The sequence below is a fragment of the Kitasatospora sp. NPDC097643 genome (assembly GCF_040302625.1).
Lineage (GTDB): Bacteria > Actinomycetota > Actinomycetes > Streptomycetales > Streptomycetaceae > Kitasatospora.
In genome coordinates this window covers 125,835-150,568 of the sequence record NZ_JBEOSA010000003.1, presented here as the reverse complement: position 1 = coordinate 150,568, position 24,734 = coordinate 125,835, and the positions used below count along the sequence as shown (strand labels likewise).

Here is a 24,734-nt window from a genome sequence, read left to right as displayed (position 1 = left end):
GCGGGGCGGACCTGTCAGCCCCGGTACAGCGCGTCCAGCTCACCGAAGCCGAGCGAGCCGTCCAGCGCCGTCAGCGTCCCCGCGCCGAACAGTTCGGCGGCGGCGCGCCGGGCCGCGGTGTACGCGAGCTGGGCCAGGCCGGTGCCGAGGCTGACCCGCCGCACCCCCGCGGCAGCGAGTTCGGCGACGGTCGGGCCGCCCGCGACGGCCATCGCGTTCACCGGCAGCGGGGAGCGCTCGCAGAGGTCGGCGAGGGCGTCGAGGTCCAGCAACCCGGGCACGAACAGGCCGTCGGCGCCCGCCTCGGCGTAGGCCTCGGCCCGCACCAGCACGTCCTCCGGCCCGCCCAGCCCGAACAGGCAGACGTCCGTCCGGGCGTTGACCACCAGCTCGGGCAGACCGGCCCGCTCGGCCGCCGTCCGGGCCGCCCGCAGCCGGGCCGCCTGCTCGGCCACCGGGAAGAGCGGGCCGCCGGGGGCGGTGGAGTCCTCCAGGTTCACCCCGACCGCGCCCACCCCGATCAGCGCGGTCACGGTCGCGGCGACGTCGGCGGGCAGCGGCCCGTACCCGCCCTCGGCGTCGACGGTGACCGGGAGGTCCACCGCCGCGACGATCCGGCGGGCCGCCTCGACCGCCTCGGCGCGGTCGAGGCGCTGGCCGTCCCCCCGCCCGAGGGACCAGGAGACACCGCCGCTGGTGGTGGCGATCGCCGGGGCGCCGGCCGAGGCGATCACGGCGGCGCTGCCCGCGTCCCAGGCGTTGGGCAGGACGAGCACGCCGTCCGCGCCGAGCTCCCGCAGCCGCAGCGCCCGCTCGCGGAGCGTGCGGGCGGAGTCGGAGGTGGGGGTGGGGGTGTGCGTGGACATGCGGGGTCACCGTCTTCCGTGCCGTCGGGTACTGCCTCGGTTCACCGGCATCCTGCGGCCCGGCCGGACGGGCTCACCAGTGATTAAGCTGGGGCCGAATCTTCAGGGGCGGGGGCCCGGATCCGGTGTTCTTCCGCCGGCCGCGGTCCGCGGGGAGGGAGGGGCCCGGGTGCGGACGGAACTGCACTTCTCCGCGAACGACCTCGCGCAGACCCGCTTCGCCCTCTCGCCCATGCAGGAGGTGGTGACCAGCCTGCGCACCCTCGCCCAGCCGTCCGTCCCCATTCCGCACCGGCGCTGGGCCGAGCAGGTGCGCGCCCGGCTCACCGGCGCTGGCCTGCACCCCGACCGGCTGACCGCGATGGTCCCGCCGACCGGCCACCTGCCCGACTTCCTCAACCCCACGCCGGCGGGCTTCTCCCCTTCGCTCGCCGACGAACTCGCCGCGATCACCGCGACCGGCGCCGGGCAGGTCCGGGCCGACCTCGACATCCTGGCCGCCGAGGCCGGTCGGCTCCCGGCCGCCCTGGAGCCGCTGTACCGGGACCCGCCGGCGCGGCTGCCCCGGCTCGCCGCCGAGATCGAGGCGTACTGGCAGCTCGCGATCGCCCCGTCCTGGGCCCGGATCCGGGCGCTGCTGGAGGCGGACGTGTTCCACCGCTCCCGGCAGGCCGCCGAGCACGGCACCGCGCAGATGCTGGACGACCTGCACGAGACGGTCCGCTGGGACGGCACGGCGCTGCGGCTGGAGCGACGGCACTGCGCGGTCACCCGGCTGAACGCCGGGGCCGGGCTGCTGCTCGTGCCGTCCGTCTTCGCCTGGCCACGGGTGCTGACCCGGGTGCTGCCGCCCGATCCGCCGCAGCTGGTCTACCCGGCGCGCGGCCTGGCCACCCTGTGGGAGCCCCGCCCGGGCAACCGTTCGGACGCGCTGGCCGCCGTCCTCGGCCGGTCCCGGGCCAGGCTGCTGGCCGAACTGGACTCCCCGGCCTCGACCACCGAGCTGGCCCGTCGCACCGGACTGTCCGCCGCGGGCGTCTCCCAGCACCTCACCGCCCTGCGCGCGGCGGGCCTGACCAGCGCCCACCGGGCCGGTCACACCGTCCTCTACGCCCGTACCGCGGTGGGCGACTCCCTGTTCGACCCGGCCGACCGGACATCCGACCGGGCAGCCGACCGGGCGGAAGCCGCGCGGCGGCCCGCCCGGTGACCGCCCGGTGACCGGTCGGTACGAATGGCCCCGCGCAGCACCCCTCGGCGCACCCCCTCCTCATATGATCGGAGCGACATGCGCCATGCTTGGTGATGCAGAGCACTTGTACGTAACTTGCGCCGGACGGCCCACCCGCCGTACGGCCGAGAAGGAGGAAGCACGTGGACGACGTTCTGCGGCGCGCCGCACTCTTCGCGGCACTCGACGACGAACAGGCCGGCGAGCTGCGCGCTTCCATGACGGAGGTCACCCTCGCCCGCGGTGAGTCGCTGTTCCACGAGGGCGACCCCGGCGACCGGCTGTACGTCGTCGCCGAGGGCAAGGTCAAGCTGCACCGCGCCTCGCCGGACGGGCGGGAGAACATGCTCGCCGTGCTCGGCCCCAGCGAGATGATCGGCGAGCTGTCGCTGTTCGACCCGGGCCCGCGCACCGCCACCGCCAGCGCGCTGACCGAGGTCAAGCTGCTGGGCCTGGGCCACGGCGACCTCCAGCCCTGGCTGCACGCCCGCCCCGAGGTGTCCATCGCGCTGCTGCGGGCCATCGCCCGCCGTCTGCGCCGGACCAACGACGTGATGTCCGACCTGGTCTTCTCCGACGTGCCCGGTCGCGTCGCCAAGGCCCTGCTGGACCTCTCCCGCCGCTTCGGCGTGCAGTCCGAGGAGGGCATCCACGTCGCCCACGACCTGACCCAGGAGGAGCTGGCCCAGCTGGTCGGCGCCTCCCGCGAGACGGTCAACAAGGCGCTCGCCGACTTCGCCGGCCGCGGCTGGCTGAAGCTGGAGGCGCGCGCGGTGGTCCTGATGGACGTCGAGCGGCTGTCGCGCCGCTCGCGCTGACGCCGCTGCCGTTCGTACGAAGGGCCCGTCCGCCCGGACGGGCCCTTCGGCGTTCCGGTGGACCTTTCGGCGTTCCCGTGGGCCTGCGCCGGTCGCTCAACGAACCGTTTTCCGCAGGTCAGCCCAGGTCCGGGATGAGCCCGTGCTCCTCCAGGTACTCCAGCTGGGCCCGGACCGACAGCTCGGCGGCCGGCCAGAGCGCCCGGTCCACGTCCGCGTAGACCCGGGCCACCACCTCGGGGGCAGTCCGGCAGCCCGTCTCGACCGCGGTCTCCACCTGGGCGAGCCGGTTGGCCCGGTGGGCGAGGTAGTAGTCGACGGCGCCCAGCGCGTCCGCGAGCACCGGGCCGTGGCCGGGCAGCACCGTCCGCACGCCGTGCTCGGAGGCCATCGTGTGCAGGTGGCGCAGCGAGTCCAGGTAGTCGCCGAGCCGGCCGTCGGGGTGGGCGACCATCGTGGTGCCCCGGCCCAGGACGGTGTCGCCGGTGAGGATCGCGCCGTCGGCGGGCAGGTGGAAGGTCAGCGAGTCCGAGGTGTGGCCGGGGGTGGCCACCACCCGCAGGTCGAGGCCGCCGACGTCCAGGCGCTGGCCGCCCACCAGGCCCTCCGAGCCCAGCCGGTGCGCCGGGTCCAGGGCGCGCACCTCGGTGCCGGTGAGCTCGGCGAAGCGGGCCGCGCCCTCCGAGTGGTCGGCGTGGCCGTGGGTGAGCAGGGTGAGCGCGACGCGCTTGCCCTGCTGCTCCGCGAGGTCGATCACCCGGCGCAGGTGGCCCTCGTGCAGCGGGCCCGGGTCGATCACCACCGCGAGGTCCGAGCCGGGCTCGGAGAGCAGCCAGGTGTTGGTGCCGTCCAGCGTCATCGGCGACGGGTTCGGCGCCAGCACGCAGAGCGCCCGGGGGGTGGCCTCGCCGCCGATCGCGGCGGCGGGGTCACCCGGGAGGAGTCCGCTCACCGGCCGCCCTCGCCGTCACGGTGCAGGGCGCGCAGCGGCAGGGCCCGGACGAGGGCGCGCTGGGCCACCTCGACGAACGGGACCGGCCCGAACCGGTCCGGGGTGTCGCAGGCCGGGTTGCGGGGGGTCAGGCGGCGGGCGGGCATCTCGGGTGCCGTCCGGCGAGCCACGTCGTTGTGGGTCATCGGGCGTCGGTCCTTTCCGTGGGTGGGTGTCTACGGATCTGCTCTGTGCGTGTGCGTCCGCGGCTGTGAGTGTGCGTCCGCGGCGGTCGGTGTACGGCTGTGGATCTGCGGCCGGGTGGTCAGGCGTCCGCGGGGAAGTCCCCGTCGATGGTCAGCTCGTCATACCCCCGCCAGCGGACCGTCATGCGGTCCCCCCGGACCTCGGCCCGGCCCAGGACCGGCTCCAGCGACCGTCCGGCGGCGGCCGTCAGCGCCTCGGCGGCGGTGCGCACCGGCGAGAGCTCGCGCAGCACGCTGACCGTCGGCGGCAGCATGCCGAACCGGCCCTCCTGGTAGCCCAGGACCGCCTCGGTGGGCGTCAGCCAGGCCACCCGGTCGGCCTCGCCGACCTCCAGGGCCGCGCGCTGGCCGGGCGGCAGCGCGGCGACGAAGAACCAGGTGTCGTACCGGCGCTCCTCGAACTCCGGGGTGATCCACCGGGCCCAGCCCGCCAGCAGGTCGCTGCGCAGCACCAGGCCGTGGTCGCGGAGGAACTCGGCGAAGGAGAGCTCGTGCGCCTCCAGGGCGGCCCGCTCGGCGCTCCAGTCACGCGGGGCGGCGACGCCGTCCGCGTCCGGGCCGGCCAGCAGCACGCCGGCCTCCTCGAAGGTCTCCCGGACCGCCGCGCAGACCACCGCCCGCGCCGTCCGGGCGTCCACGCCGAGCCGGCGGGCCCACTCCTCCGGGGTCGGTCCGGCCCAGCCCGGCTCCACCTCGGCGTCCCGCGGGTCCACCCCGCCGCCCGGGTAGGCGTACATGCCGGCGGCGAAGGCCATCGAGGTGCGGCGGCGCAGCAGGTACGCCTCCGGCCCCGCGGCGGCGTCGCGCAGCAGCACGACCGTCGCGGCCGGCTTGGGCACCGGCGGGGTCAGCACGCCGGAGTCGAGCGCCCGGATCCGGGCAGGCCAACCGGGCGGCATCGGGAGCGTCGTTGCTCGATGGTCCATGCCCGGATGCTAAGCGCACGAAGGCGGGGTTGGACAGGCCCAACCCCGCCTTCGTGATCACGATCAGGCAGTCTTGACGCGCACCTGGAGCTCGACCTCGACCGGGGCGTCCAGCGGCAGCACCGCGACGCCGACCGCGCTGCGGGCGTGCACACCGGCCTCGCCCAGCACCTTGCCGAGCAGTTCGCTGGTGCCGTTGATCACGGCCGGCTGGCCGGTGAAGTCGGGGGCGGAGGCGACGAAGCCGACCACCTTCACGACCCGCTCGATCTGGTCCAGGTCGCCGATGACCGACTTGATGGCGGCCAGGGCGTTCAGCGCGCAGATCTGCGCGAGCTCCTTGGCCTCCTCCGGGGACACCTCGGCGCCGACCTTGCCGGTGGTCGGCAGCTTGCCGCCCACCACGGGCAGCTGGCCGGAGGTGAACACGAACTCGCCCGAGCGCAGGGCCGGCACGTACGCGGCGACCGGGGCGGCCACCTCCGGCAGGCTCAGGCCCAGCTCGGCGAGCTTCGACTCGACCTTGCTCATGCGTTCTTCTCCCGCTTGAAGTAGGCCACCAGGTTCTCCGGGTTCGGGCCCGGCACGACCTGGACGAGCTCCCAGCCGTCCTCGCCGAAGTTGTCCAGGATCTGCTTGGTGGCGTGAATGAGCAGCGGCGCCGTCAGGTATTCCCACTTGGTCATGGCCAGACTCTAGACGAGCCGCCCCGCCCTTCGGCGCCGCGCGCGGACCGGCGTGTGAGGTGGCCCACAAAGGGGGCATGATTCAGGCCCGGCCCCCCTGGTGCTCCGGGCATCCGGCGCGCTCGCTGGTTACCCTCGCGAGAGGGCACCGGAGAGCGGGTCGGCCGACGCAGCGCGCACGGCGGCCCTCGGAGACGGACGGAGACGGAGCGTGGCACGCACTCCCGGCCAGGCGGCCCGGCGCGACCCCGACTGGGAGGGCGTCCGGCTGCACGTGGTCAGCGGCAAGGGCGGCACCGGGAAGACCACGCTGGCCGCCGCGCTGGCGCTGGCGCTCGCCGCCGACGGCGGACGGGTGCTGCTGATCGAGGTGGAGGGGCGGCAGGGCATCGCCGAGCTGTTCGGGATCGCCGCACTGCCGTACGAGGAGCGCCGGATCGCCTCGGTCTCCCGCGTCCAGCTGGGGCTGCCGGCGGACGGCGGCCGGAGCGGCGGCAGCAGCGGGAGCGGTGCTTCGGGCAGTAGTTCGGGCGGTGGCTCGGGCAGCGGCGAGGTGTTCGCGCTGGCCATCGACACCGAGCAGGCGCTGCTCGAATACCTCGAGATGTTCTACAAGCTCGGCCGGGCCGGCAAGGCGTTGCAGAAGGTCGGCTTCGTCGACTTCGCCACCACCGTCGCGCCCGGCGTCCGGGACGTCCTGCTCACCGGGAAGGCCTGCGAGGCGTCCCGGCGCAAGGGCCCTGACGGCCGTCGCCGGTACGACGCGGTCGTGATGGACGCGCCGCCGACCGGGCGGATCACCCGGTTCCTGAACGTCAACGCCGAGGTCGCCGGGCTGGCCCGGATCGGACCGATACACACCCAGGCGCAGGCCGTGATGCGGGTGCTGAAGTCGCCGGAGACCGCGGTGCACCTGGTCACCCTGTTGGAGGAGATGCCGGTGCAGGAGACGGTCGACGGCATCGCCGAGCTGCACGAGGCCGGCCTCCCGGTGGGCGGGGTGATGATCAACATGGTCCGGCCGCCGGTGCTGGACGCCGCGGCGGTGGCCGCGGTGGACGGCGACCACCGCGAGGAGGTGGCGGTGGCGCTCGGCGAGGCCGGGCTCGGCGGGCGCTCCCGCAAGGCGGAGACCGTCCGCACGGCGGTGGAGCCGCTGCTCGACCCGCTGCTGGACCAGGCCAGGGAACACGCCGAGCGCGTCGAGCTGGAACGCGAACAGCGCGCCGACCTCCAGCAGTTGAAGCTCCCCTGCTACGAACTGCCGCTGCTGGGCGAGGGCGTGGACCTCGGCGGGCTGTACCGGCTGGCGGGCGAACTGAAGCGGCAGGGGGCGGCATGACCGGCGGCAACGCGAACGGTGCGAACGGCGCGAACGGCGGGAGCGGCAGGGGTGCGGGCGGCAGGGGCGTGGGCGTGAACGGCAACGGCGTACGGGCCACCGGCAGTCGGCTCGCGGTGGACGGCCTGATCGACGACCCGAAGACCAGGATCATCGTCTGCTGCGGCTCGGGCGGCGTCGGCAAGACCACCACCGCCGCGGCCATCGGCCTGCGGGCCGCCGAACGCGGGCGCAAGGTCGTGGTGCTGACCATCGACCCGGCCCGGCGGCTGGCCCAGTCGATGGGCCTGACCGAGCTGGACAACACCCCCCGGGTGGTCAAGGGCGTCACCGGCGACGGCGAGCTCCAGGCCATGATGCTCGACATGAAGCGGACCTTCGACGAGGTCGTGCTCGCCCACGCCGAACCCGAACGGGCCAAGGCGATCATGGAGAACCCGTTCTACCAGTCCCTGTCGGCCGGCTTCGCGGGCACGCAGGAGTACATGGCGATGGAGAAGCTCGGGCAGCTGCGCGACGCCGAGGAGTGGGACCTGATCGTCGTCGACACCCCGCCGTCCCGCTCGGCGCTGGACTTCCTGGACGCGCCCAACCGGCTCGGGTCCTTTCTGGACGGCCGGGTCATCCGGATCCTGACCGCCCCGGCCAAGGTCGGCGGCCGCAGCGCGATGCGCTTCCTCAACGCCGGCATGGGCCTGCTCACCGGCACCCTGGGCAAGATCTTCGGCGCCCAACTGCTCACCGACGTCCAGACCTTCGTCAGCGCGATGGACTCGATGTTCGGCGGCTTCCGCGAGCGCGCCGACCGTACGTACCAGCTGCTCAAGGCGCCGGGCACGGCGTTCCTGGTGGTGGCCGCGCCGGAACGGGACGCGCTGCGCGAGGCGGCGTACTTCGTCGACCGGCTCGCCGCGGACCGGATGCCACTGGCGGGGCTCGTCCTCAACCGGGTGCACAGCACGGGCGCCCCGCAGCTCACCGCGGAACGGGCACTGGCGGCCGCCGAGGCGCTGGAGGAGAACGGTTCGGAGCACGCCTCGCCCGAGGCGGAGTTGCTCGCGGCCGGGCTGCTGCGGCTGCACGCCGAGCGGATGCAGATCATGGGGCGGGAGCGCCGTACCCGCGACCGCTTCGTCTCGGTGTACCCGGACGTGCCGATCGTGGAGGTCCCCGCGCTGCCCGGCGACGTGCACGACCTGGACGGACTGCGGGCCATCGGGGACCGGCTCAACGGGGCCGCATAGGCGCGACGCGGCCGGCGGGTTCGCGGGCCGCGCAGGCACGGCCCGGTCGATGGACTCCCGGGCCGACGGTTCCCCGGTCGGCGCCCCCCGGGCCGACGGGTCCCCGGTCGACGGGGGGTGCTCAGCCCGCCTGGGCGTAGTCCGTCAGTATCACGCCGGTCGCGAGGGACTCCTCGTACTCGGTGCGGGCGGTCTCCAGCAGCTTCCGCCACGAGATGACCGTCGGACGGCGGCGCAGCAGCGCCCGGCGCTCGCGCTCCGTCATCCCGCCCCAGACCCCGAACTCGACCCGGTTGTCCAGTGCGTCCGCCAGGCATTCCGTACGGACGGGGCAACCGCTGCACACCGCCTTGGCGCGGTTCTGCGCCGCCCCCTGGACGAACAGTTCGTCCGGATCACTCGTGCGGCAGGCGGCCTGCGCACTCCAGTCGTCTACCCAGCCCATCCCGGCGCCGTCCTCTCCCGTATCGAGGCTCCCCCACGGCGGCAACGGCATATTCACCGTTGCCAGTTGAGGACGTTACGGAAGAACGACAGCTTGCAACAGCCCCTTCGGGCTCAATCTCGAATGACCCGATTGGACTATGGGTATCGGTCAGCTCACTCGTTGGAGTGATCGCAGGTCGCAAGCCTTGCCAAACACGCGGCCGCAACTCTCGCCACGGGTGTCGTCACTGAGCGCTACCGTCCATGGGAATGCGGCAGGCCGCAGCCGCCCCAAAAACCGCACAAGAGTGAGCAATTCGGACAAGTCTCCGCACTCACAAGAGTGAATGATGTTGACGCACCGAAGCTGTCGCAAGCTTGTGACAAGCCTAGGCGAACACCTGCCCCCATGTGCGGGATTCGGCGACGTAGGGTTCTCCTCATGGCACCGAAGCGCCCCCAGGCCCCCCAGCCCCCAGGCAACCCCGGAGCTCCGCGCGGCAAGCGCCGCGGGTCACCGCTGGACTTGGCGGGACACGGAGTGAAGTTCCTGGGTGTCAGCGTGCTCTCCGGAGTGCTGCTGGCAGGCCTCGCCCTGCCCGCCGTCGGTGCCATCGGACTGACCGCCAAGGACACGGCGGAGAGCTTCGACAACATCCCGGACGACTTCAAGACGCCGCCGCTCACCCAGGCCACCCAGATCTTCGACGCCAAGGGCGGCCTGATCGCCAAGGTCTACGAGCGCGACCGCACCGTCCTCACCGCCGACCAGATGTCGCCCTACATGCGGCACGCCCAGGTCGACATCGAGGACGCCCGCTTCTACGAGCACGGCGCCGTCGACCTCAAGGGTGTGCTCCGGGCCATCAGCAAGAACGCCGAGAGCGGCACCGCCGCGCAGGGCGCCTCCACGCTGACCCAGCAGTACGTGAAGAACGTCAACGTCGAGAAGGCCGGTGACGACCAGGCCGCCGTCCTGGAGGCGCAGCGCAAGACCCTGGGCCGCAAGATCCAGGAGCTCAAGGTCGCCATCAAGCTGGAAGAGGACCTGACGAAGGACCAGATCCTCACCAACTACCTCAACATCACCTTCTACGGCCACCAGGCCTACGGGGTCGAGGCCGCCTCCCAGCGCTACTTCAGCAAGAGCAACAAGGACCTCACCATCGCCGAGGCCGCCACCCTGGCCGGCATGGTGCAGAACCCGTCGCAGTACGACCCGGTGCGCTACCCGGACAACACGGTCAAGCGCCGCAACGTCGTCATCGACAAGCTGCTGGAGAACAAGCACATCACCGCGGACCAGGCCAAGGAGGCGAAGGCCGCCCCGCTGGGCCTGAAGTACAAGGACCCGCAGAACGGCTGCATCACCGCCCAGGCCGGGATGGGCTTCTTCTGCGACTACGTGCGCCACGTGGTCAAGCAGGACCCGGTCTTCGGCAAGAGCGCCGCGGAGCGCAAGAAGCTGTGGGACACCGGCGGCCTGAACATCTACACCACGCTGGACCCGGACAAGCAGGCCGCCGCCCAGGCCGCCGTCACCAACCCCAAGAAGGTCCTGGTGACCGACCCGGTGTCGGCCGCGGCGACCATGATGGAGCCGGGCAGCGGCAAGATCCTGGCGATGGCCCAGACCCGCCCGTACGGCCTGGACCCGAACAAGAACCAGACCGTCGTCAACCTCAACGTCGACTCGGCGATGGGCGGCGGCAACGGCTTCCAGACCGGTTCGACGTTCAAGCCGATCCTGGCCGCGGCGGCCCTGGAGGCGGGCATGGCGCCCACCCAGGCCTTCCCGTCCGAGAACAAGATCGACTACCCCCAGATGACCACCTGCGCGGGCACCTGGAAGAACGTCGAGAAGCCCAAGGCCACGGTGAAGAACGAGTCGACGAGCGAGGTCGGCCCGTACGAGCTGAAGGAGGCCATGGCCCGCTCGGTCAACACCTACTTCGTGCAGATGGAGCAGCAGATCGGCCTCTGCGCGATGAAGCAGATGGCCAACAAGCTGGGCATCACCCAGTCCGCCAAGGGCGACCCGTTCCAGGAGGTCCCCTCGATGGTCCTGGGCACCCTGGAGCTCTCCCCGCTGACCATGGCGAACGTCTACGCGACCTTCGCCGCCCGCGGCAAGTACTGCACCCCGGTCGCGATCACCAAGATCAACACCGTGGACGGCAAGGACGTCAAGGTCCCGCAGTCCACCTGTAGCCAGGCGTTCTCCGAGAACACCGCGGACGCGCTCAACACCGTCCTGCTCAACGTGACCGAGAAGGGCACCGCGGCCGCCCTCGGGCTCGACGACGGCCGGCAGATCGCCGGTAAGACCGGTACCACGGACGAGAAGAAGGCCGCCTGGTTCAGCGGCTACACCCCGTCCCTCGCCACCTCGGTCTGGCTCGGCGGCCCGGCCGGCGGCGTCAAGATGAAGAACATCAAGATCGGCGACACCTTCTACGGCAGCGACGGCGTCTTCGGCGCCACCGGGCCGGGCCCGATCTGGCAGCTGGCGATGAACCAGGCGCTCAAGAACGCGCCCAAGGAGCAGATCCAGACCATCAACATCCCGGACCCGGCGCCCAAGCCCGACCCGAACGCGACCCAGCCGGCCACCCCGCCGGCCGACCCGAACCAGCCGCAGCCCGGCGGCAACCCGCCGCCGCCCCCGGCTCCCGGTGGCAACCCGGGCGGCAACAACAACGGCGGGATGATCGGCGGCGGGTTCACCCTCCCGCCGGGGGTCATCGGCGGCGGCAACGGCGGCAAGCACGGCGGCGGGAACGGCTGAGCCACACCTGACACCAGCGAAGGGGCGCCCCCCCGAGAGCGATCTCGGGGGGGCGCCCCTTCGTCGTGCCACCCGTCGGCGGCGGCCACCAGGTCAGCCCGTGAGGGCCGCCTTCACGGCGGCGGCGACCCGGCCGCCCTCGGCCAGACCGTCCACCTTCGGCTTCACCAGCTTCATCACGGCGCCCATCGCCTGCGGGCCGCTCGCCCCGCTCTCGGCGACGGCGGCCGCCACGATCGCGGCCAGCTCCTCGTCGGAGAGCTGCTTCGGCAGGTAGCCCGCGAGCACCTCGCCCTCCGCCCGCTCCCGGGCGGCCTGCTCGGTCCGGCCGGCGGTGTCGAAGGCCTCGGCCGCCTCCCGGCGCTTCTTCGCCTCGCGGCCGACCACCTTCAGCACCTCGGCGTCGGACAGCTCTCGCTTGTCCCGGCCCGGCGCCACCTCCTCGGTGGTGACGGCGGCCAGCGTGAGCCGGATGGTGGACGAGCGCAGCTCGTCGCGGTCCTTGATGGCAGCCGTGAGGTCCTCGTGCAGCTGCTCCTTGAGCGTCGTCATGGCCCCGAGTCTCCCACCTGCGACGTTCGGTCGCTTGCCATTAACGGTTCCCCCGGTCACCCTTCGGGTCACACAGGCCAACGGTTCCCCTCGGCAACGGTTCCCTCCGATCACGTAACCACTTATCCTGGTTACATGATCGACGGAGCGCACAGCACGACCGCCGGACTGGAACTGACCACCCCCGGCGGCACCAGCTTCCACTTCGACCCCGGTGCCCTCTGCCTCGAACTGCTCACCACCGGCGGCCCCGGCCCGTACGCCCGCTACGAGGTGCTGCACCGGCCCGACGACCTCGCCCACTGGCTCACCCGCTCCCGGCTGCGGCTGCCCGCCGACGCCGTCCGGATCGACACCGCCCAGCTCGCCGCCGCCCGCACCCTGCGCGACGCGCTCTGGCGGCTCGCCGCCGCCCGCGCCCACGGCGAGCCCGGTGCCGCCGAGGACTACGCCGTCCTCAACCGGGCCGCCGTCCACCCGCCGGTCGTCCCGCGCATCGCCCCCGACGGCAGCGCCGCCGCCCCGCTGCCCGCCGACGGGGACCAGCTCGTCTCCACCCTCGCCCGGGACGCCATCGCCCTGCTCACCGGCCCGTACGCGGACCGGGTGCGCGAGTGCGGCGCGCACAACTGCTACCTGCTCTTCGTCGACACCTCGCGGCCCGGCCGGCGGCGCTGGTGCTCGATGGAACGTTGCGGCAACCGCCACAAGGTCCGGGCCCTGCGGGCCCGACGCACCGACGACACCGGGAGGACCTCATGACCGCCGACCGCCCTGTCGGGCTCACCAGGGACGCCGGCTTCCAGATCGGCGTCTCCCGCACCCTCCCGTACCCGCCGGAGGCCGTCTGGTCCCTGCTGACCTCCGCGGACGGCACCGCCCACTGGCTCGGCCCCGGCGCCCGGCTCCCCGACCGGGTCGGCGGCCCCGTCACCGCCGACGACGGCTCCACCGGCGAACTGCGCAGCCTCCACCCCGGCACCCGGATCCGCCTCCGCTGGCAGCCCGCCGGGCGGGACGCCGCCACCACCGTCCAGGTCACGGTCACCAGCTCGGCCGCCGGCCTCGGCACCGTGCTCCGGTTCCACCAGGAACGGCTCGCCGACCCCGCCGAACGCGCCCGGCAGCGCGCACACTGGCGGGCCGTGCTGGACTCGATCGTGGCCGAGTTGGAGCAGTCCGCCGCATCCACCCGGGGCCACCAGGCGTTCACCGGCTGATCCACCGTCTGAGAGCATGGAGCGATGCGACCGCTGTACTCCGTTCCCCTCGGCTTCGCCGCCGCCGGCGCCGCCTGCCTCGCCTACTCCGTCGGGTACGAGGTCCGTTCCTTCCGGCTCCGCCGGGTCGAGGTCCCCGTCCTGCCCCACGGCGCCCGGCCCATCCGGGTACTGCAGGTCTCCGACATCCACATGGTGAGCGGACAGGGCAAGAAGCAGCGCTGGCTGCAGAGCCTCGCCGGCCTGCGCCCCGACCTCGTCGTGAACACCGGCGACAACCTCTCCGACCCGCTCGGCGTCCCCGCCACCCTGGACGCCCTCGGGCCGCTGATGGACTTCCCCGGCGTCTACGTCTTCGGCTCCAACGACTACTACGGCCCGGCCCGCAAGAACCCGGCCCGCTACCTCCAGGCGATGCGCAGCGGCGTCCACGGCCTGAACAACCCGGACGGCAGCGGCCGCCGCGGCATCACCGGCGCCGTCCACAACCCGTGGGAGAAGCTCCGCGACGGCTTCGACGCGGCCGGCTGGCTCGACCTCACCAACACCCGCGGCCGGCTCACCATCGCCGGCCTCGACCTCGAATTCACCGGCCTCGACGACCCCCACATCCGCCGCGACCGCTACTCCGAGGTCGCCGGCGGCCCCTCCGCCGACGCCGACCTCTCCCTCGCCGTCGTCCACGCGCCCTACCTGCGCGTCCTCGACGCCTTCACCGCCGACCGCTACCCGCTGATCCTCGCCGGCCACACCCACGGCGGCCAGCTCTGCATCCCCTTCTACGGCGCCCTCGTCACCAACTGCGACCTCGACACCCGACGGGTCAAGGGCCTCTCCACCCACCAGGCCGGCGGCCGCCGCTCCTACCTCCACGTCTCCGCCGGCTGCGGCACCAACCGCTACACCCCCATCCGCTTCGCCTGCCCCCCCGAGGCCACCCTCCTCACCCTCACCCCGGCCCCCCGCTGACCTGCGCCGGACGCCCGCCGGGAATCGGATTTCGTGTCTCGGCGAGCGTCCGGTAGAGTTCTACTCGTCGCGAAGGAGACGGAGCGACAAACAGAAAGACCGGGGTGTGGCGCAGCTTGGTAGCGCGCTTCGTTCGGGACGAAGAGGCCGTGGGTTCAAATCCCGCCACCCCGACCCAGTGCAGAGGCCCTGCCGGAGAAATCCGGCAGGGCCTCTGTCGTGTCTGCCGGCACGGAAGTGCGGCAATCGCTCCGGCCCTCCCCGACCGCCGGCAACACTCGCTGAGGAAGCGTCGGCGGAGCGGGTGGCTCCGCCGGCCCCGTCGGCGGAGCCCGAGTGATGCGGGACACAGCGGGGCCGGGCGCCGGACAGGCCGTCCGATGGTCCCGCGCACGGTCTCGGAGGCGGGCAGCGGGTGCCGGCCGGCTCGCTGAAGTTTTCCGTTATCCGGATCACCCTCCTCGGTCCCCTGAAGGTCGGCAGCCCACTGTCCCTCATCTGCCGACGAGGAGAGTGATCGTGGATCAGAACCAAGCGACCCGTCGGCGCCCGCGTCGGCAGCGGCGTCCGTTCGCCCTGGTGGTGGCAGCAGTCGCGGCGGGAGCCGTCGTCGTCGGGATCGGTGCGGCGAGCGGCTCGCTCGAATCCCACCCGGCGGCCGACACCAGGGCCGTGGGAGCGGCCACCGCGACCGCGAGCCTGCCCGGGCAGCTCGGGGATCCGGCCTCCGCCACCAAGACGGCGGGAGCGCCCACCCGAGGCGCGACCGCGCCGGGGAAGCTCGCGCACAACGACGGCAGCCATGTCCCGCTGACGGCCGTTCCGAAGAGCGATCCGGCCAAGGGGCTGGTGTACACCGGGTTGGTCGTCGCGCCGGAGAACGACGACTGCGCGGGCGAGCTCAAGTCCGCGGACGGCCTGTGCACTCACGGACCGGATGCCGCTCCCGAGGGCGTGGACATCCACAAGACCGTCCCGCCGGTCGTGCCCGCGTCGGCTCCCAGCCCCACCGGCGGTTCGAGCGCATCGCCCGCCACCACGCCGACCCCCAACCCCGCCGGCGGATCGAGCCCGTCCCCCACCACCACGCCGACCCCCAACCCCACCGACGGATCGAACCCGTCGCCCGCCACCACCGATCTGCCGCAGGACGTGGCGGCCTTGAAGCTCAAGCGCGGCGCCGTCACGGGCAGCCCCACGCCGACCCCGTCGAAGACACCCGCCGTCACGAGCAGCCCCACGCCGACCCCGTCGAAGACACCCGCCGTCACGAGCAGCCCCACGCCGACCCCGTCGAAGGCGCCCGCGGGCACGGAGGTGGTCTGTGACGGCGATGGCACCACCGGCAACCGGGTGCAGGTGCTCTACGTCCACGGCCCGGGCCAGGACCGGTTCGCCGAGTACCGGGACTCGATCAAGAAGTGGGCGGCCGACGTGGACGTCATCTTCCGTGCGAGCGCCGAACAGACCGGCGGCAACCGGCACGTCCGGTACGTCACCGAAGCGAACTGCACGGCCGATGTGCTCGACATCGAGGTTCCGGCGGCGGCGCTGGGCACCTGGAGCGGGGTCAACAACGAGCTGGTGGCGAAGGGGTTCAACCGTCGCGACCGCAAGTACATGGAGTTCACCGACGCCCAGGTGTACTGCGGCCTCGGCAACTTCGCCAACGACGACCGGGCCGGGCAGGACAACTGGAGCAACTTCGGCCCCTCGTACGCCCGCGTCGACTCGGGCTGCTGGGGCGGCCATGCCGCGGCGCACGAACTCGGCCACAACCTGGGCGCGGTGAGCAACAGCGCGCCGGACTCCAGCGGGCACTCGCACTGCACGGTCAACTGGGACCTGATGTGCTACCCGGACGGGAGCGGCAAGCCGATGGCCACGAAGTGCTACGACTTCGGCGACCGGGACCGGCTGGACTGCACCAAGGACAACTACTTCAACACCAACCCCAAGCCGGGCAGCTACCTGGCCTCGCACTGGAACGTGGCGAACAACCAGTTCCTGATCGCGAACGCGAACGCGCTCCCGGAGGTGTCGATCCGCCAGCTCACCGCGACCTCGGTGTCCTTCGGCTGGGGGAAGGCGGCCAACGCGGCCAAGTACCGGATCGTGCTCAACGGCCAGGCCGGGGCCGGCATTCCAGCGGGCCCGTACCCGAACGAGACCACGATGGCGGGCCTCCAGCCGAACACCGACTACACGCTCGCCATCGAGGTCGTCGACGCCAGCGGGAAGAGCTCCGAGCCGGGCCGGACGACCTCCTTCCACACGCCTGCCGGCTAGCGGCCGACCCGACCGGACACCGCGTGCCGGAATCAGCAGCGGCAGCCCGATGACCCGGGCGGCCGACTGCTCCAGCTCCAGCAGCCGGCCTGCCGGGCGCACCACGACCGGTGCGCCCGGCAGGCCTCCTGGCCACCCCGACCGGCCCCGGCCGGTGATCCGCTCACGGGCGGCTCGGCCCGTCGCCGGTCGCCGACTCCTGACGGTGGGCGTCGCGCCAGGCTTTGGGACTGGACCCGAACTCCGCACGGAACCAGCGGGAGAACGCGCTCGGGGCGGAGAAGCCGAGCAGTTCCGCGATCTGGGTGAGCGGGCGGCTGTGGCATGCCAGGTACTGCTGGGCGAGCTTGGCCCGGGTGGCGTCGAGCACCGACGAGAACGTCTCGTCGGACCGGGCCAGGTGGCGGTGGACGGTCTTGCGGTCGACGCCGAGGGTGTGCGCCACCCGCTGGAGCGAGCAGCGGCCGGTGGGGAGCAGCGCCTCGATCAGGTCCCGGATCCGGTCGACGCCGGCTGTGGGCCGGGGGGCTGCGATCGCTTCGAGGTACTGGCGGGCGTAGGGCAGCAGCAGGGGGTCGGAGAGCTGGTTGGGGGCGTCGAGGTCGGCGGCGTAGAAGACGATGCCGTTGAGTTCCTGGCCGAAGCGGACGGAGGGACCGAGGACGCGGTGGTGGGTTGCGGTGCCGGCCGGTGCGTCGTGGGTGAACAGGACGGTCACGGGCTTCCAGCCGCCGCCGACGAGGCAGCGGAGGTGGCGGCTCGCTGCGCCCACCAGCAGTTCGGTGGACTGGCGGCCGGCCGGCCCGGTGCTGAGGTGGAGGCCGAGTTGGAAGGTCGCGAGTCCGTTGGCCTCGATGAGCCTGGTGTGCAGGGCCTCGTTGTGCAGGTGCTGGTAGCGCATGATCACTTCCAGCGCGCTGCGGATGTCGGGCTCCTCGCGGGCTGCCAGGCTGATGGGGCCGAGGTTGGCCAGACGTCGGTCCTCGGCGAGCCTGAGCCCGAAGTCCTCACAGCCGGTCGCCGCGGCCGAGAGCTCGATCAGGTCGGCCGCCGCGTCCGCGGGGATCCATGTGCTGGGAATCGCGAGGTCGGAAGCGTCGAGGCCTACCGCGGCGAGGAGCGGCTGCGGATCGGATCCCAGTGAGCGGACCAGCTCGACGTAGCCGTTGAGCACGGCGTTGCGGGTGAGGGGCTTCATGCGGTCGATGCTTCGTCAGGCGCCGCAACTCGTCAAGGAATATGCCACGTGAGGTAAAGCATCCGGCTGTTTCGGCGCCTACGCTGCGGACACCGGCAAAGGACGCGGGATCGCGCGCCGGGAGGGTGCGCACGGGTGCTCGCCTGACATCGCCCGGATGCTCACGCGGTGTCGGCTGATTCCCGACGCCGAAGCAGCCGACACCTCCGTACTGCGCAGCCCTAGCCACCGCCGGGCCCGTGGCCGGTCCGGACACGCGCTCCAGGTGAGGAATCCACCCGAAACCCGTACCGGCGGGGCGTGTCCCGTCCGGTTCACATACGCGGGAAACCATCGGCCACCAGGGGAGGACGCCGGATGCGCATACATGGTGGAAGCAGCACGGAGACGGTTTTGGCGGCGCAGGCCCGGGACGCGGTGGCCCGGGAACAGTTGATCGCCGACCACCTGCCGCTGGTCTACAACATCGTCGGCCGGGCGATGGACGGCCATGCCGACGTGGACGACGTGGTGCAGGAGACCATGCTGCGCGCCGTCCACTCCCTGCACACGCTGCGCGACCCGTCCTCCTTCCGCTCCTGGCTGGTGGCGATAGCGATGAACGAAGTCCGTCGCTGCTGGACGACCCGCAGGTCTGCGCCCGAGCCGGGTCTGCACGAGCTGACCGAGATCACCGATCCGGCCGCCGACTTCGTGGACCTGACCATCCTGCGGCTCGGCCTGACAGGTCACCGCCGCCAGGTCGCCGAGGCCACCCGCTGGCTGGACGAGCGCGAACGCGACCTGCTCTCCCTGTGGTGGCTGGAGACCGGCGGTGAGCTCACCCGGGCCGAACTGGCCGCGGCCCTCGGCCTCACACCCCAGCACACCGCCGTACGGGTCCAGCGGATGAAGGAGCAACTGGAGGTCGGCCGCCTGGTGGTCCAGGCGCTGGCCGCCGAGCCGCCGTGCGCCGAACTGTCGGCGCTCACCGCGACCTGGGACGGTCAGCCGAGCGGGCTGTGGCGCAAACGCATCGCCAGGCACGCCCGGGACTGCCCGCACTGTGCGGGACGCCGACGCAACCTGATACCGGTCGAGGCGCTGCTCGCCGGCCTCCCGCTGCTGCTCCCTCCGCCGCACCTGAGCGTTTCGCCGCACTCCGTCGCGTTCGCCACCGCGGCCGCGCAGCAGCCGCTGCCCGACACGTCCACCGCCCCGACGCGCCCGCTTCGCCCACCCGGCCGGCAGGCGATGAGGACGGCCACGGCAGCCGGGGCACTCGCGCTCGTCCTGGCCGTCCTCGGCGCAGTGCAGTTGCTCCAGCCCGGCCCGGACCACACCACGCCCGCGCCGCTGGTCACGGCCACACCCCCGTCCCCGGCGCCGACCCCCACCCCCACCACGCCATCTGCCACACCCACCGCCACCGAACCCCCCTCCGCGCCCACCGCCACCGAGCCCCCATCCGCGCCCACCGCCACCCCTGCTCCTCGCCAGGCCGCTCCCACTCCGGCCCCGTCCTCGCCCGCACCCGAGAAGACCCTCGAACAGCAACTCGTCGACCTGATCAACATTCAACGGACGAAGAACGGCTGCCGGCCGTTGCGCGTCAACGCGCGCCTGCACGCGGCCGCCCAGGGGCACTCCGACGACATGGCCGCCCGCAACTACTTCGACCACAACACCCCCGAGGGTGTCGGCCCCGCAACCCGGATGACCAACGCCGGATACCGGTGGAGCGCGGGGGGCGAGAACCTCGACCAGGCCCCCGGCTCACCGAGCACGGTGGTGGAGCACTGGTCGAACGAGTCGATGCACCAGCAGACCATGCTCAACTGCCAGTTCACCGACGCCGGCGTCGGCACCGCCGCCAGCGCGAACGGCCTCCTGTGGACCCTCGACCTGGGTACCCCACGCTGACGGTCGACGCCGCAGCCCCGCACCTCACGGCGAGCGTTCAGGCACCAGCCGACCGTACGCCCAGCCTTGGGACGCTCGGGACGAAGAGGCCGTCGAATCGGTCGACCGGGCCGGATGCGCCGGAATCCTGGCGGCGGCGTGTGCGTTGCGCGGTACGGAGATCGCCTAGTGGATTCGGTGGGGGCTCAGTGTCAGAGACGAGTCAGGTGGATGGGTTCTGCGCGGCGGTGACGGCGTTGCGCGTTGATCAGTCGTCCGGGCAGCCGGCGCGGCATCAGCCGATCACCTTGCTGTGGGCGATCGGGCGGGCGGCGGAGCAGCAGCCGCGGATGGTGCACTGGACGAACGCGCAGGCGGAGCTCCAGCAGCTGCTCAAGGAGCACGGGCGTCGCGGATCGGGCCCCTCTCCGGAGTATCCGTTCGTGGCGCTGAGCCGGTCGGACCTGTGGGAGCTCGACGGGTACGACGGCGAGGTTCCACCGGCACGCGGCTCGGGTGTGCGGCGGTGGCTCAACGAGCACGATCCGCTGGGCGGGCTGGAGCGCAGCTTCTACGAGCTCATGGCGCGTGATCCGGCGGCACGGAAACGTGTGGTCGACGCCCTGGTAAGCCGGTTCCTCGATGTGGAGAGCTCCACGGCCCTGTTGGCGGACATCCGCCTCGCTGCCCTCGGGTTCGACGGCTTCGGGGCCGTTCCCGGGGTGGAGGTCGGCCAGGTCTTCGCCAGCCGGGAGGCGGCACACAACGCACGTGTGCACCGGCCGCTCCAGGCTGGCATCTGCGGCACCAAGAAGCTGGGAGCCGAGTCCATCGTCCTGTCCGACGGTTATGAGGATGACCGGGACGAGGGCGATGTCATCGTCTACACCGGACAGGGTGGACGTGACGAAAAGACCGGCCGGCAGGTAAAGGACCAGGCCCTTACCCGCGGCAATGCTGCCCTGGTCACCAGCCAGGCCACTGGCACCCCGGTTCGGGTTGTTCGGAAGGTGGGAAACGACCCCAAGGCCGTTTACCGTTATGACGGACTCTTCCGAGTCGAGGAATCCTGGCACGAGACCGGCCGATCCGGGTTTCGAATCTGGCGTTACCGGCTGGTGGAACTCACGGCCCCGAACGCAGTCACCCAACAGCCGACGGTGCAGGAGCCTACGAGTCCTGCGGGTCAGGATGCTCCGACCCGCCTGGAGATCACGTTCCAGCGGATCATCCGCAGCACCAAGGTCGCGAACCGGGTGAAGCAGGCCCACGACTTCACCTGCCAGGTCTGCAAGGTCCGCCTTGCCACGCCCGCGGGCGCGTATGCGGAGGCCGCTCACATCCGCGGGTTGGGAAAGCCCCACAACGGGCCGGACCGAGAGACCAACGTCTTGTGCCTGTGCCCCAACCACCACACCATGTTCGACTTCGGCACCCTCACCATTGCGGATGACCTGACCGTCACCGACCATTCCACCGGTACCGTTCTTGGGCGGTTGCGGGAGGTCAAGGGTCATCAGATTGACCCGGCTCACCTGCGGTATCACCGGGAACACCATTCCGAGAGCTGGAAGCACCAGCAGAGCGATGCTGCCGAGCACGAAGAAGAAGGCGGAGACGACAACGACGTCGAGGACTGACACAAATAGGGCCCTGCCGGATCCATTCCGGCAGGGCCCTCGGCATATCCGGGGTGAATCGGCCCGGGGGTGTCAGAGGGTGGTGGGGAGGGCGGTGCGGGAGGTGATGCCGAGTTTGGGGTAGGCCTTGTAGAGGTGGTGGGCGACGGTGCGGGGGCTGAGGAAGAGCTGGGCGGCGATGTCGCGGTTGGTGAGGCCTTGGGCGGCGAGGCGGGTGATCTGGAGTTCCTGGGGGGTGAGGGTGCTCTGGGGGGTGCCGGCGGGGGGTGGGGTGGGGGCGGTGGTGCCGGTGGCGGTGAGTTCGGTGCGGGCGCGGGCGGCCCAGGGGTGGGCGGCGAGGCGTTCGAAGGTTTCGAGGGCGGCGGTGAGGTGGGGGCGGGCGTCGGTGCGGCGGCGGGAGCGGCGCAGCCATTCGCCGTAGAGGAGGGCGGTGCGGGCCTGTTCGAACGGGCGGTGGGCGGGTTCGTGCAGGTCGAGGGCGGCGCGGTAGGCGGATTCGGCGAGTTCGTCGGGGCCGAGCAGGGCCTGGCAGCGCAGGCGGAGGGCTTCGGCCCAGGGGCGGTCGGCGGCGGCGGTCCAGCGGGCGAAGCGTTCGTAGGGCTCGGCGGCGCGCTCGGGGGTGCCGAGGCGGACGGCGGCCTCGACCAGGTCGGGGACGGCCCGGGTGGCGCTGACGTGATGCCGGTACTGGCCGGTGGTGAGGGTGTGCAGGCGGTCGGCGGCGGCTGCGGCACGGCCGTGGCCGAGGTCGGAGAGGGCGAGCGCCCAATGGGCCCAGGGAAGGCCTGGGGCGGGGGCGGCGGTCTGCCGGCCGGTGGTGGCGAGGGCCTCGGCGGCGAGGTCGGTGCAGCGGTCGGCGGCGCCGTCGAGGGCGGCCAGGTAGGCGAGCAGCGCGGTGAGCTGGCTGACCCACTGGTGCTGTCCGGTGGCGCGGGCGAGGGCGAGGGCCTCGGTGGCGGTGACCTCGGCGTCGCGGTGGCGGCCGTGGAAGAGCTCGGCCTCGGCGAGGAAGAACTGCACGGTGGGCATCACGCCGACGGCGCCCTTGGCGCGGGCCTCGGCGACGAGTTCGGCGGCGAGTTCGGCGGTTTCGTCGTCGCGGCCGAGGATGAGGGTGGCGCCGCAGAGCTGGACGAGGTCGGCCGGGGTTTCGGCGCCGGCCTTGCGGGCCGCGGCGGCGGTGTCACGGACGGCGGGCGGTGCGGCGGCGGGTCGGCCGAGGGCCGGGAGGACGGCGGCGGGCAGGTGGCGGGCCAGCGGGGTGAGCGGGTCGTCCGCGGCGAGCGGTAGCGCGGCCAGCCGGTCGAGGACGGCGGCGACCGGCTCCTCCCCGACGTACCAGGCGGCGTGGAAGGCCTGGAACAGCATCCGGGCGGCGTGCGGGGCCCCGATGGCGGTGTCGGCGGCGTCGGCCGCGTCGAGCAGCAGCCGGTAGGCGGTCGGGTACGCGCCGCGCCAGAAGTGCGCGGTGGCCCGGACGTGGTCCAGCAGGGCGTGCGCGAGGACGCTGTCGGTGCGGGCGGCGGCCTGGTCGGCGAGCGCCTCGGCCTGCTCCAACTTGCCTTCCTCGGTGGAGGCTTCGGCGGCCAGGACGAGCCGGCGGGTGGCGCCGTCGCGGTCCGGGGTGAGTCGGGCGGCGCGCTCGTACGCGGCGGCGGCGCCGCCGTGGCCGCCGCGGGCCTCGGCGCGGACGGCGGTGCGTTCCAGCGCGTCGGCGAGGTCGGCGTCGGGGGCGGTGGCGGCGAGGGCCAGGTGCCAGGTGCGGCGGTCGCCCTCGGGCAGCGCCTCGCCGATGGCCCGGTGGACGGTCAACCGCTGGTGGTGCGGCGCGCGTTGGAGGATGGCGGCGCGCAGGAGCGGGTGCCGGAAGACGATCCGGCGGTCGGTCGTGACGGACACCAGGCCCGACTGCTCGGCGGGGGCGAGCTGCTCGGCGCCGACGCCGAGGGCGGCCGCGGCGGGCAGCACGACGTCCAGTTCGCCGTTCTCCTCGGCCGCGGCGACCAGCAGCAGCGTCTGGGTGGCCGCGGGCAGACCGGTGACCTGGCCGTGGAAGGTGATCAGCAGCCGACTGGTGAGCGGCAGGCCACCGTCCGAAGTCGACACCGGGGAGGGCTGGTTGGCGGTGACGGGGAGTTCGGTGAGGGCGAGCGGGTTGCCGGCCGCCTCGGCGAGCAGCCGGTCCCGGACGGCGGCGGGCAGGTCGGCGCCGACCCGGTGGTGCAGCAGCCGGACGGCGTCGGGCTCGGCCAGCGGGGCCAGTTGGAGCTGCGGGAAGCCGGTGGCCGGGAGGTCCGGCGCGCCGCCGCCGGTGCGAGCGGCCAGCAGTAGGGCCACCCCTTCGGCCTGGAGCCGGCGGGCGGCGAGCAGCAGGGCGTCCAGGGAGGCCCGGTCCAGCCACTGCACGTCGTCGAGGACGCACAACAGCGGCTGGTCGGAGGCGAGTTCGGCGAGCAGCCCGAGCACGGCGAGGCCGACCAGCAGCCGGTTGGCGGGCACCGCCGGCTGCCCCTCGGCGAGCCCGAACGCCGCCTCCAGGGCGTGCCGTTGCGGCCCCGGCAGGGCATCCAGTCGGTCCAGCCAGGGCGCGAGCAGCAGGCTCAGCCCGGCGAAGGGCAGTTCGGCCTCGTACTCGACCCCGGCCGCCCGGATCACCCGGAACGTCTCCCCCGCCGACGCGACCGCGCCGTCCAGCAGTGCGGTCTTGCCGATCCCGGGCTCGCCCCGGAGCAGCAGCACCCCGCTGCGGCCGTTCCGCGCCTCGGCCAACAGGTCGGCGACGGCGGCCTGTTCGCGTTCCCTCCCGTACAGCATGGCTCCGACCCTACCCGGGAGTGCGGCGCGAGGGGCCTGCCGTCCGGGGTACAGGCGGCGGGCTGCGGGCCATGCGCCACGGGCCGCGCATCCCCCGCACCGGCTTACGCACCCCCTTGCCTATACGTGACGGATTCGCCGCCGCGCGCCCGTCCCTACCTTGGTGAACACGGCGGGAACGACCCGCCCAACCACCCGGCAGGACAAGGGAGAAGACGATGAGCGAGATCACCACCAGCGCCCTCCAGCAGCTCGCCGAGCGCTACCTCGCGGTCTGGAACGAGACCGACCCGGCCGCCCGCCGCAAGCTGGTCGACGAGGTGTGGGCCGAGGACGGCCGCTACACCGACCCGCTGGCCGCCGTCGTCGGCCGGGACGCCGTCGACGCGCTGATCGGCGCCGCCCAGGCGCAGTTCCCGGGGCTGGAGTTCACCCTCGGGCCGGTCGACGCGCACCACGACATCGCCCGGTTCACCTGGAACCTGGGGCCGGCCGGCGCCGAGCCGGTGGTGATCGGCTTCGACGTGCTGGTGGCCGGGCCGGACGGCCGGATCGGCTCGGTGTACGGCTTCCTGGACCGCGTCCCGGGCGTCTGAGGACCGCCGGACGAGGGCGAGGGGCGGTACGGGCCGGACCCAACGGCCCGC

22 protein-coding genes and 1 tRNA gene are annotated in these 24,734 nt (G+C 72.9%); 13 read left to right on the top strand and 10 right to left on the bottom strand.

Going from position 1 to position 24,734, the window contains the following annotated elements; genetic code table 11:
• Positions 1-14: 14 nt before the first annotated feature.
• Positions 15-866 carry an isocitrate lyase/PEP mutase family protein gene (locus tag ABTY15_RS03815; protein ID WP_350575472.1) on the bottom strand — a complete coding sequence of 284 codons (852 nt, stop codon included), beginning with the start codon at positions 864-866 and terminating at the stop codon, positions 15-17.
• Between the two features lie 169 nt (positions 867-1,035).
• Here ABTY15_RS03815 and ABTY15_RS03810 point away from each other — a divergent pair, with 169 nt between their 5' ends.
• Both ABTY15_RS03810 and ABTY15_RS03805 read left to right on the top strand, forming a co-directional pair.
• The gene (locus ABTY15_RS03810; RefSeq protein WP_350575470.1) at positions 1,036-2,076 is read left to right on the top strand and encodes an ArsR/SmtB family transcription factor; all 1,041 of its coding nucleotides are present in this window, start codon (positions 1,036-1,038) and stop codon (positions 2,074-2,076) included.
• A gap of 164 nt (positions 2,077-2,240) precedes the next feature.
• A complete protein-coding gene (locus tag ABTY15_RS03805; protein WP_030240972.1) occupies positions 2,241-2,915 on the top strand; it encodes a Crp/Fnr family transcriptional regulator in 675 nt (224 codons plus the stop codon).
• Between the two features lie 118 nt (positions 2,916-3,033).
• Here the strand turns inward: ABTY15_RS03805 and ABTY15_RS03800 are convergent, their stop codons facing one another.
• From ABTY15_RS03800 to sp36, 5 genes are all read right to left on the bottom strand, one after another.
• On the bottom strand, positions 3,034-3,867 hold the full coding sequence (locus ABTY15_RS03800; protein WP_350575465.1) for an MBL fold metallo-hydrolase: 834 nt from the start codon (positions 3,865-3,867) through the stop codon (positions 3,034-3,036).
• Complete coding sequence (locus ABTY15_RS03795; RefSeq protein ID WP_350575463.1) at positions 3,864-4,052, bottom strand: hypothetical protein; 189 nt, start codon at positions 4,050-4,052, stop codon at positions 3,864-3,866. Before ABTY15_RS03795 ends, ABTY15_RS03800 begins: the two co-directional genes overlap by 4 nt.
• 119 nt (positions 4,053-4,171) lie before the next feature.
• Positions 4,172-5,038 carry an NUDIX hydrolase gene (locus ABTY15_RS03790; protein WP_350575460.1) on the bottom strand — a complete coding sequence of 289 codons (867 nt, stop codon included), beginning with the start codon at positions 5,036-5,038 and terminating at the stop codon, positions 4,172-4,174.
• Positions 5,039-5,101: 63 nt separating this feature from the next.
• A complete protein-coding gene (locus ABTY15_RS03785; RefSeq protein ID WP_350575457.1) occupies positions 5,102-5,569 on the bottom strand; it encodes a RidA family protein in 468 nt (155 codons plus the stop codon).
• Positions 5,566-5,724, bottom strand: coding sequence for a Sp36 family protein (gene sp36, locus ABTY15_RS03780; RefSeq protein ID WP_350575454.1), 159 nt, complete (start codon positions 5,722-5,724; stop codon positions 5,566-5,568). The genes ABTY15_RS03785 and sp36 overlap by 4 nt, the downstream gene beginning before the upstream one ends.
• Positions 5,725-5,935: 211 nt before the next feature.
• On the opposite strand from sp36, the gene bagA reads away from it, so the two are divergent.
• Together bagA and bagB are read left to right on the top strand one after the other, a co-directional pair.
• Positions 5,936-7,066 carry an ATPase BagA gene (bagA, locus tag ABTY15_RS03775; protein WP_350575451.1) on the top strand — a complete coding sequence of 377 codons (1,131 nt, stop codon included), beginning with the start codon at positions 5,936-5,938 and terminating at the stop codon, positions 7,064-7,066.
• A complete protein-coding gene (bagB, locus tag ABTY15_RS03770; protein WP_350575448.1) occupies positions 7,063-8,310 on the top strand; it encodes an ATPase BagB in 1,248 nt (415 codons plus the stop codon). Before bagA ends, bagB begins: the two co-directional genes overlap by 4 nt.
• A gap of 121 nt (positions 8,311-8,431) precedes the next feature.
• Here bagB and ABTY15_RS03765 read toward each other — a convergent pair whose 3' ends face one another.
• Positions 8,432-8,755 (bottom strand): WhiB family transcriptional regulator, encoded by a 324-nt coding sequence (locus ABTY15_RS03765; RefSeq protein ID WP_195911063.1) that lies wholly within the window; start codon positions 8,753-8,755, stop codon positions 8,432-8,434.
• 522 nt (positions 8,756-9,277) lie between these two features.
• Between ABTY15_RS03765 and ABTY15_RS03760 the strand changes: the two genes are divergently transcribed.
• Entirely contained in the window at positions 9,278-11,524 is a 2,247-nt protein-coding gene (locus ABTY15_RS03760; RefSeq protein WP_350575444.1) for a transglycosylase domain-containing protein, read from the top strand.
• Between the two features lie 93 nt (positions 11,525-11,617).
• Here the strand turns inward: ABTY15_RS03760 and ABTY15_RS03755 are convergent, their stop codons facing one another.
• Positions 11,618-12,076, bottom strand: a complete 459-nt coding sequence (locus tag ABTY15_RS03755) for a GatB/YqeY domain-containing protein (protein WP_350575442.1) — start codon at positions 12,074-12,076, stop codon at positions 11,618-11,620.
• A 135-nt stretch (positions 12,077-12,211) separates the two neighbouring features.
• Between ABTY15_RS03755 and ABTY15_RS03750 the strand changes: the two genes are divergently transcribed.
• From ABTY15_RS03750 to ABTY15_RS03730, 5 genes are all read left to right on the top strand, one after another.
• Positions 12,212-12,838, top strand: coding sequence for a CGNR zinc finger domain-containing protein (locus tag ABTY15_RS03750; protein WP_350575439.1), 627 nt, complete (start codon positions 12,212-12,214; stop codon positions 12,836-12,838).
• Positions 12,835-13,296 (top strand): SRPBCC family protein, encoded by a 462-nt coding sequence (locus tag ABTY15_RS03745; protein ID WP_350575437.1) that lies wholly within the window; start codon positions 12,835-12,837, stop codon positions 13,294-13,296. The genes ABTY15_RS03750 and ABTY15_RS03745 overlap by 4 nt, the downstream gene beginning before the upstream one ends.
• 24 nt (positions 13,297-13,320) lie before the next feature.
• Positions 13,321-14,265 (top strand): metallophosphoesterase, encoded by a 945-nt coding sequence (locus tag ABTY15_RS03740; protein WP_350575434.1) that lies wholly within the window; start codon positions 13,321-13,323, stop codon positions 14,263-14,265.
• Positions 14,266-14,365: 100 nt separating this feature from the next.
• Positions 14,366-14,439, top strand: a tRNA-Pro gene (locus ABTY15_RS03735).
• Positions 14,440-14,784: 345 nt separating this feature from the next.
• Positions 14,785-16,554 carry a zinc metalloprotease gene (locus ABTY15_RS03730; RefSeq protein WP_350575432.1) on the top strand — a complete coding sequence of 590 codons (1,770 nt, stop codon included), beginning with the start codon at positions 14,785-14,787 and terminating at the stop codon, positions 16,552-16,554.
• Between the two features lie 163 nt (positions 16,555-16,717).
• Here the strand turns inward: ABTY15_RS03730 and ABTY15_RS03725 are convergent, their stop codons facing one another.
• A complete protein-coding gene (locus tag ABTY15_RS03725) occupies positions 16,718-17,752 on the bottom strand; it encodes an AraC family transcriptional regulator (protein ID WP_350575429.1) in 1,035 nt (344 codons plus the stop codon).
• A gap of 357 nt (positions 17,753-18,109) precedes the next feature.
• On the opposite strand from ABTY15_RS03725, the gene ABTY15_RS03720 reads away from it, so the two are divergent.
• On the top strand, positions 18,110-19,654 hold the full coding sequence (locus ABTY15_RS03720) for a sigma-70 family RNA polymerase sigma factor (protein WP_350575426.1): 1,545 nt from the start codon (positions 18,110-18,112) through the stop codon (positions 19,652-19,654).
• A gap of 188 nt (positions 19,655-19,842) precedes the next feature.
• Entirely contained in the window at positions 19,843-21,273 is a 1,431-nt protein-coding gene (locus ABTY15_RS03715; protein ID WP_350575423.1) for a YDG/SRA domain-containing protein, read from the top strand.
• A 72-nt stretch (positions 21,274-21,345) separates the two neighbouring features.
• Here the strand turns inward: ABTY15_RS03715 and ABTY15_RS03710 are convergent, their stop codons facing one another.
• Positions 21,346-24,087, bottom strand: coding sequence for an ATP-binding protein (locus tag ABTY15_RS03710; protein ID WP_350575420.1), 2,742 nt, complete (start codon positions 24,085-24,087; stop codon positions 21,346-21,348).
• 218 nt (positions 24,088-24,305) lie between these two features.
• Between ABTY15_RS03710 and ABTY15_RS03705 the strand changes: the two genes are divergently transcribed.
• Positions 24,306-24,683, top strand: a complete 378-nt coding sequence (locus ABTY15_RS03705; RefSeq protein WP_350575418.1) for a nuclear transport factor 2 family protein — start codon at positions 24,306-24,308, stop codon at positions 24,681-24,683.
• Positions 24,684-24,734: the final 51 nt, after the last annotated feature.